General features: G+C 68.0%; 14 protein-coding genes. 12 read left to right on the top strand and 2 right to left on the bottom strand.

Annotation, left to right across the window (positions count from 1 at the left end; translation table 11 throughout):
• The first annotated feature begins 2 nt into the window (after positions 1-2).
• From lpdA to QM721_RS06560, 3 genes are all read left to right on the top strand, one after another.
• Positions 3-1,400, top strand: a complete 1,398-nt coding sequence (lpdA, locus tag QM721_RS06570; RefSeq protein WP_415120215.1) for a dihydrolipoyl dehydrogenase — start codon at positions 3-5, stop codon at positions 1,398-1,400.
• 100 nt (positions 1,401-1,500) lie between these two features.
• Positions 1,501-3,396, top strand: a complete 1,896-nt coding sequence (locus QM721_RS06565) for an OmpA family protein (protein ID WP_415120213.1) — start codon at positions 1,501-1,503, stop codon at positions 3,394-3,396.
• 49 nt (positions 3,397-3,445) lie between these two features.
• Positions 3,446-3,904 (top strand): VOC family protein, encoded by a 459-nt coding sequence (locus QM721_RS06560; protein ID WP_415120211.1) that lies wholly within the window; start codon positions 3,446-3,448, stop codon positions 3,902-3,904.
• A gap of 142 nt (positions 3,905-4,046) precedes the next feature.
• Here the strand turns inward: QM721_RS06560 and QM721_RS06555 are convergent, their stop codons facing one another.
• A complete protein-coding gene (locus QM721_RS06555; RefSeq protein WP_415120209.1) occupies positions 4,047-5,408 on the bottom strand; it encodes an MFS transporter in 1,362 nt (453 codons plus the stop codon).
• Positions 5,409-5,704: 296 nt separating this feature from the next.
• On the opposite strand from QM721_RS06555, the gene QM721_RS06550 reads away from it, so the two are divergent.
• The 6 genes from QM721_RS06550 (at position 5,705) to QM721_RS06525 (ending at position 10,553) form a co-directional block, all read left to right on the top strand.
• Entirely contained in the window at positions 5,705-6,562 is an 858-nt protein-coding gene (locus tag QM721_RS06550; protein WP_415120207.1) for a 5'-nucleotidase, lipoprotein e(P4) family, read from the top strand.
• 292 nt (positions 6,563-6,854) lie between these two features.
• On the top strand, positions 6,855-7,139 hold the full coding sequence (locus QM721_RS06545) for a hypothetical protein (RefSeq protein WP_415120205.1): 285 nt from the start codon (positions 6,855-6,857) through the stop codon (positions 7,137-7,139).
• 45 nt (positions 7,140-7,184) lie between these two features.
• The gene (locus QM721_RS06540) at positions 7,185-7,859 is read left to right on the top strand and encodes a uridine kinase family protein (RefSeq protein WP_415120203.1); all 675 of its coding nucleotides are present in this window, start codon (positions 7,185-7,187) and stop codon (positions 7,857-7,859) included.
• Between the two features lie 183 nt (positions 7,860-8,042).
• Positions 8,043-8,630 carry a hypothetical protein gene (locus QM721_RS06535; protein WP_415120201.1) on the top strand — a complete coding sequence of 196 codons (588 nt, stop codon included), beginning with the start codon at positions 8,043-8,045 and terminating at the stop codon, positions 8,628-8,630.
• Between the two features lie 81 nt (positions 8,631-8,711).
• Positions 8,712-9,368 carry a M15 family metallopeptidase gene (locus tag QM721_RS06530; RefSeq protein ID WP_415120199.1) on the top strand — a complete coding sequence of 219 codons (657 nt, stop codon included), beginning with the start codon at positions 8,712-8,714 and terminating at the stop codon, positions 9,366-9,368.
• Between the two features lie 165 nt (positions 9,369-9,533).
• Entirely contained in the window at positions 9,534-10,553 is a 1,020-nt protein-coding gene (locus QM721_RS06525; protein WP_415120197.1) for an LLM class flavin-dependent oxidoreductase, read from the top strand.
• 168 nt (positions 10,554-10,721) lie between these two features.
• Here QM721_RS06525 and QM721_RS06520 read toward each other — a convergent pair whose 3' ends face one another.
• A complete protein-coding gene (locus QM721_RS06520; RefSeq protein WP_415120195.1) occupies positions 10,722-10,925 on the bottom strand; it encodes a GlsB/YeaQ/YmgE family stress response membrane protein in 204 nt (67 codons plus the stop codon).
• A 20-nt stretch (positions 10,926-10,945) separates the two neighbouring features.
• Here QM721_RS06520 and QM721_RS06515 point away from each other — a divergent pair, with 20 nt between their 5' ends.
• From QM721_RS06515 to QM721_RS06505, 3 genes are all read left to right on the top strand, one after another.
• Positions 10,946-11,599 (top strand): hypothetical protein, encoded by a 654-nt coding sequence (locus QM721_RS06515; RefSeq protein WP_415120193.1) that lies wholly within the window; start codon positions 10,946-10,948, stop codon positions 11,597-11,599.
• A gap of 87 nt (positions 11,600-11,686) precedes the next feature.
• Positions 11,687-12,019 (top strand): hypothetical protein, encoded by a 333-nt coding sequence (locus QM721_RS06510; protein WP_415120191.1) that lies wholly within the window; start codon positions 11,687-11,689, stop codon positions 12,017-12,019.
• Positions 11,998-12,588 (top strand): hypothetical protein, encoded by a 591-nt coding sequence (locus QM721_RS06505; RefSeq protein ID WP_415120189.1) that lies wholly within the window; start codon positions 11,998-12,000, stop codon positions 12,586-12,588. The genes QM721_RS06510 and QM721_RS06505 overlap by 22 nt, the downstream gene beginning before the upstream one ends.
• Positions 12,589-12,657: the final 69 nt, after the last annotated feature.

Genomic DNA, 12,657 nt, shown 5'->3' with positions numbered 1-12,657 from the left:
GTATGAGCGCACACTTCGACGTCGTTGTACTGGGTGCGGGTCCGGGCGGCTATGTGGCCGCCATCCGGGCCGCGCAGCTTGGCCAGAAAGTGGCCATCATCGAGAAGCAGTGGTGGGGCGGTGTCTGCCTCAATGTGGGTTGTATTCCGACCAAGTCTCTGCTCCGCAACGCCGAACTGGCGCACATCTTCACCCACGAGAAAGACCTGTTCGGCATCGAGGGTGAGGTCAGCTTCAACTTCGGCAAGGCGTTCAGTCGCAGCCGCGACGTGTCGAATCGCATGGTCGGTGGCATTCACTACCTGATGAAGAAGAACAAGATCACCGAATACAACGGGTGGGGCACCTTCATCGACGCCAAGTCGATCGAGGTGACCACCGACAGCGGCACCGAGGTGGTCACCTTCGACAACGTGATCATCGCCACCGGGTCGACCACCCGGATGATTCCCGGCACCAAGCGCAGCTCTCGTGTGTTCACCTACGAAGAGCAGATCCTCGCCGACAACCTGCCGTCCTCGATCGTGATCTGCGGGTCGGGCGCCATCGGCACCGAGTTCGCTTACGTGCTGGCCAACTACGGCGTCAAGGTCACCATCGTGGAGTACCTCGACCGCATGGTGCCGCTCGAAGATCCCGAGATCTCGCGCGAACTGGCCAAGGCCTACAAGAAGCTCGGGGTCGAGTTGCTCACCTCCACCAAGGTTGAGGCGATCGAAGAGACCGCCTCGGGGGTCAAGGTCACAGTCAGCCCGGCCAATGGTGGCGCTCAGTCGGTGCTGGAGGCCGACCGGGTGCTGCAGTCCATCGGGTTCGCGCCGCGCACCGAGGGCTACGGCCTGGAAAAGCTGGGCGTTGAGTTGACCGAGCGCGGGGCGATCAAGATCGACGACTACATGCGCACCAACGTGCCGGGCGTGTATGCCATCGGTGACGTCACCATGAAGCTGGCGCTGGCCCACGTGGCCGAGGCACAGGGCGTGGTCGCGGCCGAGACCATCGTGGGCGCCGAGACCATGACGATCAACTACGACATGATTCCGCGGGCCACCTACTGCCAGCCGCAGATCGGCTCGTTCGGGTACACCGAAGAGCAGGCCAAGCAGCGCGGCTACGACGTGAAGGTGTCGAAGTTCCCGTTCAGCGCCAACGGCAAGGCCTGGGGCCTGGGCGATGCGACCGGCTTCATCAAGCTGATCGCCGACGCCGAGCACAACGAGATTCTGGGCGCGCACATGATCGGCCCCGACGTCACCGAACTGCTGCCCGAGCTGACCCTGGCGCAGCAGTGGGACCTGACCGCCGACGAGGTGGGGCGCAACGTGCACGCCCACCCGACGTTGTCGGAGGCGCTGAAAGAGGGCGTCGAGGGCATCGCCGGCCACATGATCAACTTCTGAGAACATGACCCGCAGCCGACCGGGCCCGGTTCTCCGGGCCCGGTCGACTGTGTCCGGGCCGCCGCATCGGGTGGCCCTTTATCCTGACAGGATTGCCATCGTGCCTCGCCTCATTCGTGTCCTGCTGGCGGCCGTGCTGGCCTCGGCGCTGACCTTCCTCGCCGGCTGCACCGGCGATCCGTCCGACTCCGGACCGCAGGGTTCGACCGGCGGCGGGGGAGTGCCGGCGGGGGTGACCGTTTCGCCTGATCCGGCCCCGTCGGCGAGCGGCCAGCCGGTGGCGATGCGGGCCGACTCGATCCGGCGGATGGGCTCGCTGATCAGGCTCGACCTGACCATGGCCCTCGGCAACAGCCCCTGGCCGATGCGGGTGGGCTGGATGCCCTTGGCCATCACCACCAACGACGGCGTCGCGCTGGAGCCGAAGGACCCGGCCGGTCGGACCATTGCGCCGAACTCGACCGCGACGATGTCGGTCGAGGCACGCCTTCCCGACACTTCGCCCACGTCGCTGACGGTGAAATGGGACGAAGTGTCGATGACGGTGCCGCTGCCGGCCGAAGACGGCGCGACAGCGTGGCGTCCGGCACCGCTGCGACAGGTCGGGCTGGCCGCGCCGGTGCTGGCGTCGGAGGTGCACGGTGTCGTGCTGGACACCATCAGAAGCGCAGGCATGGTGACGGAGGTGACCTTCCAGGGCTGGAACGGCTCGCTCGCCCGGACGGGCATCTGCGCCTACAACTTCAACCGCTCCACCTGCAAGCTTGTCGAGCCGGACGGCACCGTGCACCAGTTGCTCGGCGGCACGTCCAACGAGCACCCCGCCTTCGGCCGAATCGCCGGCACGCTTCGCTTCCTCGGCGAACTGAAGCCCGACACCACTACGCTCCAGGTCTACGTGGCGGGCTTGAAGGACTTCGATCCGGTCGAGGTGGAACTGCCGAGCCATCAGGATTCGCCCACCCAGGCGATCGCGGGCAGCCTGGTCCGCGACCCTGTGCTGCTTGAGCCCGCCCGCAAGCTGACCCACAAACGGAGCGGTGCCAAGCTGACCGTCGACCGGGTGGACGTCCTGGCCGACCGCGTACAGGTGCACGCCAAGCTCACGGGCGGGAAGTCCGCCTTCGACCTGAACTATCCAAAGCTGGTCGATCCGTCCGCGCGCGAGTACCCGTTCGTGCCGTCGTCGGCGGGAATGCTCGCCCTCAAGGAGAAGGGAAAGATGGATGTCACCTTCGTCTTCCTCGGAGCGGTCCCGGCCGACGTCACCTCGCTGGAGTTGAGCATCGGGGCGTCCTGGAACACTCCGGTGCGCACCAAACTGACCATTCCGGCGGCGGACTCGAACCCGCCCGCCGCCGAGGCCACTCTCGGGCAGGTGGAACAACCCGCGTCCGAGCCGATCACGGTGCCGGAGCTGGCCTCCGCGTCACCGGCCCCGTCAGGGTCGCCGACGCCCTCTCCGGGGGCCAGTGTCGGCTCCCTCAATGTGACCAGCGGCCCGCTGTCCACCGATGCCGAACTCGGCCCGGTCCGCACCTTCGTGAAGGGCGTGTCGACGGGAGCGAACACCTCCGAGGATCCGACGGCGTCGGAGAAGGCGGAACGGACACTCGAAGAGATGGGCGCCAAGCGGACGCCCGACGGTTGGACGTTGACGCTGCCCGAGACGGTGCTGTTCGACTACAACTCCGCCGACCTGCGCCCGGACGCGAGCGACACCCTGGGGCGGGTTGCCGAGCTGCTGAACCACTTCAGCAAGGCGAAGATCGGGGTCAACGGGCACACCGACAACAGCGGCGCCGCCGACTACAACCGCGACCTGTCCACGCGACGGGCCACCTCGGTGGCGGACGCCCTCGCCGCTGACGGCGTCGCGAAGAGCCGGATGACGATCACCGGCTTCGGCGAGACCAGGCCGATCGCGTCCAACGGCTCCGAAGCGGGCAAGCAGAAGAACCGCAGGGTCGAGATCGTGCTGCGTGAGGCTGCCTGATCGAGGTCACCCTCTGGTGATAATCGAAACTGTGTTCTAGGATCGCGCTATGAGTCTTGAGTTCCAGGTGACCTTCGACTGCCGCGACCCGCGCGCGTTGTCGACCTTCTGGCGCGACGCCCTCGGCTACGTCCATCCGGGCCCACCGGGGGTGGCCGTGCCCGAGGGCGTCGATCCGCTGGACGCCTGGGACGATTTCCTGGAGCGCGCACAGGTGCCGGCCGAACGGCGGAACTCAAGCTCGGCGCTGGTTGACCCCGAGGGGCGTGGACCCCGGCTCTTCTTCCAACAGGTGCCCGAGCCCAAGCGAGTGAAGAACCGCCTGCACCTCGACCTGCGTGCAGCGCCCGGTCTGACCGGCGGCGAACGAATGGCAGCGCTCGAGGCCGAGTGCGAACGGGTCGTCGACCTGGGCGCGATCCGGGTGCGCCGGTTCGAGCCCGACGGATTCGATCAGGGCTTCATTGTGCTCCACGACCCAGAGGGCAACGAGTTCTGCCTCGACTAGGGACGGGCTGATCAATCCGCCCACCGCTGGTTGAACTTGTCGAAAACCCTTGCCGCAGCGTGATCACCGAGGGCTCGACGAGCTGGGAGCGAGAATCAACGTTTCGCTGAACCTTCATCGTCGCGAATTGAGCATCATCTCGTCACGGCCGGTTCCCCACGTGGCGCCGACGTGCACTCACCACGGTCGCGCAGCCAAGGCTGGCCAACGCTATAAAGACCACGACGAGCGAGTCTGTTGGTGACCAACCGCGGGCGTGCAGGGCGGAATAGCCGCCCCCGGCCAGCAGCGATCCCCAGGCGGTGGCGGCGATCTCGGCGAAGGCGATCAGGGTGCCGACGGTGCTGGCCGCGGCACCATGTTCGAATGGCTCGGAGCTGAGCAGTGGGTAGGCGAATCCCATGCCGATGCCGCAAACCGTCGAGCCGCCGATGACACAGCCGATGCCCTGTGGGCCACCCAGCCCCAGGCCACCAATCAGCAATCCGAACGACGCACATACCAGGGCGGCGCCCACCACGACCCGATCGGGCCGAGCGTCCGAGTGCGGCCTCAGCCCGACGATCGACCAGCCGAGCAGCCCGCCGGTGACAGCTACCGACGCCACCAGCACAGTCGAACCCAGTGCCTCGATGATGGTGAGCGACAACAGCTCGTAACTGCCGAAGAACGCCGCGCAGAGCAGCGCGAAGGTGAGCAGCACTCGGGCCCCGGCACGACTGCCCCGCATGCCACGCACGAGAAAGGCTCCGATCGCGACGGCGGCCCCGACAACACCCGCCAGGTATGCGGCAAGAGCCCACCCGCCCGCACCAGCCGAACCCACCGACCCCAGCGCCAGGCACCCCGTGACGGCGACCCCCACGCCAGCCGAAACCGGTGGACGTCCGCGATCGGGCCGCCACGGCACCGCCGCGATGGTGGCGCCCATCAGCAGCCGGGCCATCAGCACCAGGATCGCCGGCCAGGCGAGCGCCCAGCGCCAGTCCATCCACTCGGTGACAACGGCGTTGAGCGGCGGGCCGAGCACCGACGGCAGTAGCCAGATCATGGCGAACAGGCCGAACACCCGCGGTCGTTCGCGTTCGTCGAAAAGTGTTCCGATGGCTCCAAGCCCGAAGCCGCCGAACAGTCCGGCCGCGAGGCCACGCACCACAATGCCTGCCAGCACCCAGGCCATCGTCGTAGCGAACACCGCCATGGATGCTCCCAGCACGTACAGCGCGGTGGCGATCAGGAGCATGTTCAGCGGGCGCACCCGGTGCAGCACCGGGGCGGCGAAAGACAACATCAACAGCGCCGCCAAGGGGCCGGCGGCCAGCGCGGCGCCGAACAGCGCGAATCCGTCCAGGTCGCGGGCCACCACGGGCAACACCGTGCTGTGGGCGATGCCCTGCATGGCGGCCGCGAACTCGGCGATCAGCAGGGCGATCAGAAACCGGCCCCGGGCGCCGTGCATCACGTCGGCGAATCGCACCGGTGCGGCGTTCGGGGGACCGGGCATGCCAGCAGGCTAGTTGGCGGGGGAGCGGCGGACTGGGGAATTGCCCACCAAGGCGCCCACCGCTGGTTGCACGTGCCAAAACCCCTTGCCGAAGCGCGATGACCGAGATCTCGACAAGCTCGACCAGCGAAAAGGGCAGCGATTCCCTAGTCGAATACTTGTTCGAACCCTGGGTGTGTGCGGTTCGACAGCGGGAACCGGAATGGTCGGGGAGTCTGACCGCTGAGTGACACCCTGGCACAACGAGTCAGTTCGGTGACACTGTTGCGCCATCGATCCGCAGACCAGGAGGAATCATGGAACTTGATCGTCGTGGAGTGCTCCGGGGCGTCGGCCTCGGAGGTGTCGCCGGAGCCGTGTTGGGCGGGGGTCTGATCGGCTCGACCGCCCGGGCGTTCGGAGCCGACGAGCCGGTGCAGAACATCTTGAGCGCGTCGGTGGCCTGGCGGATCACCGCCGCCGAACGCGACGCCCTGTACCACCAGGGTTTCAACGTGGCACGCGATCGTCTCGACCTCGCATTGGCACGCCGTCGCGGCCGCAAGCCTCGCAACTGCAAACCCTTGGCGTTCATCTCGGACATCGACGACACCGTCTTGTCCTCAGATCCGTACTGGGCCCTGTTGATCGCAGCCGGGAAGCAGGCGTTCGACGACGCCCTCTGGGACGATTGGGTCACGATCAACGGGCCGGTGGCGACCCCGGGCGCCATCGCGTTCAGCAAGTACGCCAAGAGCAAGGGCGTGCAAATCTTTTACGTGTCGAGCCGAGACCAGGGCGATGACACCCAGGCGATCGGTGTCGCGAACCTGCGCGCCGCAGGCTTGGCGTTCGCCGACGATGCGCACGTGACAATGCTGCGCGACTCGTCCAACAAGGAGCCGACTCAACAGGCGATCGCCGCCAAGTACGAGATCGTCGCCTACCTCGGCGACAACCTCAACGACTTTCACCGGCGCTACTACGTCACCGGCGTGGCGGAGCGCCGGCGACTGGCGGCCCAAGACGCCGACGAGTTCGGCCGCCAGTCGATCGTCTTCCCGAACAACACCGACGGTCACTGGATGCGTGCCATTTTCGGCGAGAGCGAACCTGCCGACACAGCGGCATACCGGGCGCTGATGCTGGACGCAGCCAAGGGCCTGGTGCCCTGAGTCGTTGCTCGCGGGGCACTCAGCCGATTGTCCGATAAGCAATATTATGTCAGATTGCCGGGTGGGCGTATGCCCAGGACCGGAGTCTCCCGGGCTGACATAGCGATGGTCGGGATCCCCGCTCGCCTAGGACGCGCCTGGCCGCAAGCCCGATCTTCAACGGGGACGATGGATGTCGCCTCGATGGTCTGGCCAGCGTTGTGACGTTGAACACCACACGCTTGCGGCGCTGGTCCGCGATGGGTCCTGGGAGCTGATCATCTCCCCGTTCGTCGTCGCGGAGTGCGACTACATGCTGGCTACGCGGCTCGGGCCGCAGGCTGCCGCTGGATTTCATCGCGACGTCTTGGCCGGCGCCTACCGCCTGGCGTCCTGGCGGCTTGAGGATCATGCGCTGGCCGTCACACTGTGTGAGCAGTTCGGCTCCGACTCCATCGGGATCGCCGATGCCGCCAACGTGGTGCGGGCAGCCGCGCACAACACGAACACGCTGTTCACCCTCGATCTGCGCCACTTCCGGGCGCTGGCGCCCCTGACGTCCGAAACCGCATTCAGACTGCTCCCCTACGACTGCTGAGCACCTCATCGCCAACACGGCCGCGAGCCTGGAATGGTGGTCGTCATGATGCAGTTGCCCGACGGAACCTCCGAACCGCCGATCGACGCCTGGCACGACGTAACGGTGACCAGCCTGCTCGCGCGCCTCGGCGTTCTGCGTGGCGACCGGCCTGTGCTGGTCGCGGTCGACGGACGCAGCGGGGCCGGTAAGTCGACGCTCGCCCGGCGTCTGGCCGACGCGGTGCCGGACGCCGCAGTGGTGGCCACCGATGACATCGCCTGGAACCTGTCGATGTTCGACTGGGCCCGGGAACTGGCCACCAACGTGCTCATCCCGGTGCGGCGCGGGCAATCCGTCCGGTATCGACCCCCTGGTTGGATCACCCATGATCGTCCCGGCGCGGTAGTGGTTCCGGCAGCGCGATCGCTGTTGATCGTCGAGGGGGTCGGCAGCTCCCAAGCTGCCCTCGCCCACCTTCTCGACGCCGCCTTGTGGGTTCAGTCCGACGCGGCGGTGGCGCGCCGACTCGGGCTCGCCCGTGACATCGCCTCGGGCGCCAACGGCGACGAGCCGGCCTCCGTCGCGTTCTGGGACGAGTGGGGCGCCGCCGAGCGGGTGTTCCTGGAGCGGGAAGAACCGTGGCTCAGGGCGTCCGCGATCGTCGCAGGGGTGCCGCTGGCGACGGATCAGGACCTGCTGTGCGCGATCAGTCCACATCGTGCGCCGGTGGGCACTTGATGCTGAACAACCCGCCCGACGATCGCTCACGGCTTGTCGAGAGCGCGCTGTGCGGCCCCTGATTCAAACGGGAGCAAGCAATCGTGGGGGTAGTTCTGCCGCTTTCGCGGCCCGGCACCCGGCCCCTTCGACTGGCAGACTGGGCGAATCTGAGCTCGATCGCCAGGAAAGGACCGCACCCCGATGAGCGCCAATCAGCCACCCGAAGACACTGATCCGCAGAACCTCAACGCCCAGCCGGCACAGCCGGCCCCGGCTGCACCAGACGGCGCAGCACCACAGGACGGCCAGGTGCCACAGTACGCGGCCAACTCCGGGTACAGCGCCTCACCGCAACAGGGTGCACCCGCAGCCGCGCAGTTCGGCCCCGACGGCCAGCCGCTGCCGCCCGGTGCGTACCCGCCGGCCGGCAGTTTTCAGCCCCCAGTGGCCGAGCCGGCCAAGCAGGGTGGCAAGCTCAAGCGCATTCTCACCTCGGTGGGCATCGCCCTGGTGGCCGTGGTGGTCGGCATCGTGTGGCGCAGCGGAGTCTTCGACAGCCCGAGCATGAAAGTGGGCGACTGCGTGCAGCAGACCGGCAGCGACAGCGTCAAGGTCGTCGACTGCGGCAGCGCCGACGCCCAGTTCAAGATTCTCGGCATCCAAGAGAAGGTGAGCCAGGCCTCGGCGCGCATGGGTGCTTGTGCCGACTGGGCCGACACCACCAGCGTCTACTGGCAGGGTCGCAACTCCAGCAGCGGCATCGCCTACTGCCTGCAGAAGCTGGGCTGAGTTCGCAACTGAGCCGCGTAAGGGCGCCGACGAATTGGTCGGCGCCCTTTGTGTTGGCGCCAGTCGTGCCAGACTTGCCCGGTGCAACCCGGCGTCGTGCTGATCAGTGACCCCCGTGTGGTCGACATCTCGGTGGCCGACAACGGTGAGCCGCTGGACGACCTGCAGGGCCTGCCGCGGGTGCGCGTCGATCGGCGCAAGAGCGATCACAGCGGCGGCTGGCACCTAGCCCGCCGCGGGCTGGCACAGCGCCTGGCCGCCGCCGCGGCGAGTCTGCCGCCGGGCCTGGAGCTGCTGATCGTCGAGGCGTACCGGTCGTTGGAGCGTCAAAGCGGGTACTGGAACCACTACTGCGCGCAACTCCACGAGCACTACCCCGGCCTCAGCCCCGAACTGCTCTACGACCTGGCCAGCCGCTGGGTCGCTCCCCCGAACGTCGCCCCGCACTGCACCGGCGGGGCCGTCGACCTGACGCTGTGCGGTACCGACGGCGCCGAACTCGACCTCGGCACGGCACTGGACGCCACGCCCGAGCAGAGTGACGGCGCCTGTTACACCGACGCCGAGGTCGCCGAGCCCGCGGCCACGAACCGGGCCGTGCTGGTCAGGGCGCTGCGCGGCGCGGGTCTGGTGAACTACCCCACCGAGTGGTGGCACTGGAGCTACGGCGAGCGTTACTGGGCGTTCAGCACCGGCGCTGGCGCCGCACTGTACGGGCCTGTGCGAGGGCCGGAATAAGCTCCGGCAGCAGTTGTTGAAACGACAACCAAGGAAGCGCTGAGCAACACGACCAACCGCTGCTTGAGCCTGTCGAAACCCCTTGCCAGGGTGCCATATCTGAAGTCTCGACACGCTCGACCGGCGACAATCGGCGCCTCCCTGACCCTTCGGTGAAAGTGTGAGATGACTAAGAAGATCGGCTTCCTGTCCTTCGGGCACCATCGCGACATGCCCGGCTCACGGGTGCGCACCGCGGGCGATGCCCTGCGCCAGCACATCGACTTGGCGGTGGCGGCCGAGGCGGCGGGGCTCGACGGCGCCTGGCTGCGGGTGCATCACTTCGACCACAACCTCAGTGCTCCCTTTCCGCTGCTGTCGGCGATGGCGGCACGCACGTCCAGCATCGACGTGGGCACCGGCGTGGTGGACCTGCGCTACGAGAACCCCCTGTACCTGGCCGAGGAGGCCGCGGCGACCGACCTGATCAGCGCCGGACGGCTGCAACTCGGGATCAGTCGTGGCTCCCCCGAGCCGGCCGCCGACGGCCAGGCCGCCTTCGGCTATCGGCTGGCCGAGGGCGAGGACTGGTCGACGGTGACCCGGGGCCGGGCCGAGCTGTTCCGCTGCGCGATCACCGGCGAGCCAGTGGCTCACTCCCAGCGTGCGCTGGCCTCCGGCCGCGCGCCCGACCTGCCGATCCAGCCGCTCTCCCCCGGTTTGCCGGGCCGCATCTGGTGGGGCGCCGGCACCCACGCCACCGGGGTCTGGGCCGGACGAGCGGGGTACAACCTGCTGTCGTCCACGCTGCTCTTGGCCGACGACGGCCGTCCGTTCCACCGGCAGCAGGCCGATCAGGTGCGCGACTACCGTGCGGCGCTGGCCGAGTCCGGGCACAGCACCGGTGGGCAGGCGGCTGTGACCCGCAGCGCGTTCCCGATCACCACCGAAGAAGACAACGCCTACTTCGGGCACGACCGGGGCGACACCGAATCGGCCGGCTTCCTCGATGGGCTGCCGGCCCGTTCGGGGCCCACCTTCGCGGGCAGCATCGACGAGGTAGCCACCAGCCTGGCCGCCGACGAGGCGGTCACCGAGGCCGACTACGTGCTGTTCGCGCTGCCGTCCATGCTGGGCGTCGAATACAACGCGCACCTGTTCGAGAACCTGGTCGCCCTCGCCCACGAACTGGGCTGGAAGAACTGAGGTCGGGACGCTCCGGACGACCCCACCGGAGCCCATCGCCTTCTCGCTGGTCCAGCTTGTCGAGACCTCGGGTATGCCGCTTTGGCAAGGGCTTCGGCGTAGCTCAGTCGGAGGTGCCTGCGTTCACAAACGCTTCCTTGGGAGGGTCGTTGGGAATTGCGGTGCGGGTCAGGCAGACCGGCGTCCGGCGACCGCCCCGCCGATCCAGAGCAGCAGCACGGCGCCGCCGATAGCCGTCAGCATGCTGAAGACCCAGCCCCCGCCTCCGATCCCGAACAGATCGAGCAGCCAGCCGCCCAGCAGTCCACCGACGATGCCGACGATGCCGACGATGATGTTCTCTTTGGGGTTGGACCCTGGACGTCCAAACATTCAGCATTCACACTTAATGCGTGCTGATGAAACAAACCGACTTAACCAACTGGGCCGTGGTGACTGCCGACCAGCGGCACAGCAGACGCTCCAGCGATCGGGTTCCAGAGGCGCTGGAGGCCCTGCAGGCGTCGGTCGGATCGCGATTCCGGCTGAGGTTCGAGCGCACGGCCGGCGACGAGTTGCAGGGCCTCACCGACGACCCGGGCGCGGTGGTCGACGCCGTGCTGGCACTGACCCGGCTGCCCGACTGGCACATCGGCATCGGACTGGGAGCGGTGCAACTGCCGCTGCCCGGCTCCACCCGCGAAGCCCGCGGCCCGGCCTATCTGGCCGCCCGCACCGCGGTGGAGCAGGCGCGCAGGGCCCCGGCCCACCTGCGGCTGGTGGGCGCCGAAACCGTGGGTGGCGGGCCCTATGGTGAAGACGTGCTGCGGCAGGCCGAGTCCGCGCTCGTGCTGCTGCGGGCACTGGTCAGCCGTCGCACCCCGGAGGGTTGGGAGATCATGGACGTACTCGACGATGCCGGCAGCGGGCGCCTGGCCGCGCAGCGGCTGGGCATCAGCCCGTCCGCGGTCTCGCAGCGAGCCAGTCGCTCGGCTCGGGGCGAGTCGCAACTGGGCGCCGACCTCGCCCGCGCTCTGCTGGCCAAGGCGCTGGAGTCGTCCGCATGATGGTGGGGCTGGCGCTGGCCAAGGTGGCGATCGTGGCCGCGCTGGGCGCCGTGGCCGTGCTGGCCGGCTGGCCGCCTGGTCGACCGCGTGTTCCGGTTCGCCGAGCGCACCCGGGCCACCGAGCTGCCGGCACCGGACGAGTCACCCCAGGCGATCGCCCCGCTCACCTACGCCGCGACCTTTCTGCGTGGCGGTGAGTGGATCGGCTACCTGGAGCGACTGGCCGTGTTCGGTGCACTGCTGGCCGGCTTTCCCGAGGGCGTGGCGGTGGCGATGGTGGTGAAGAGCTTCGCCCGTTACCCCGAAATCAAGGCGAGCAGCACGGGGGCGGCGGAACGGTTCATCATCGGCACCTTCGTCAGCGTGCTGTTCGCCTGTGCCTGCGCGGGGCTGGCCGCATGGCTGATTCGGTTGTTCTGAACGGCCTGCCCTGGCCGTTGCCCGGGCATCACGATGTGGCCGAACGACTGCTTTCGTGCTGGCGCGAGCCGCATCGGAGCTATCACGGCGTACAGCACCTAGCTGAGTGCCTGGCCGCCGCGCGGCAGTTGGGTGCCGCGCCGGTTGAGTTGTTGGCGTTGTGGTTTCACGACGCGCGGCACACCAACACCCCTGGGCTGGACGAGGAAGCCTCGGCCGCGCTGGCCCGCGACTACCTGCACCGGCTGCTGCCGGCCCACAAGGTGGCAGCGGTGGAGCGACTGGTGCTGCTCACCCTGCGACACCTCCCTGAACCCGGCGACCGTGCGGGCGCGATCGTCTGTGACGCCGACCTGTGGGTGCTCGGAGCCGACCCGGCGCGCTACATCGAGTCCGTGGGGCAGTTGCGCGACGAGTCCGGCCTCACCGATGAGCAGTGGGCGACGATGCGCCGCGAGCAGCTTGCCTTACGTATTGCCGCGCCGATCTATCACACCCAACCGGGGCGAGCGCGTGAACCCTGGGCTCGGGCGAACCTGCTGGCGGAGTTGGGCAGGCTGGCTGGCTAACACCCACCGAACCCACCGCATTTTGGTTGCTGTGCACGCCCGCCCATAGGGTTGTCCTTCGCTCACGAA

This window comes from Micropruina sp. (assembly GCF_047602085.1).
Classification (GTDB): Bacteria; Actinomycetota; Actinomycetes; order Propionibacteriales; family Propionibacteriaceae; genus Micropruina.
Note: the sequence above shows the minus strand (reverse complement) of the source record. Positions and strands in the feature narration are given on the sequence as shown.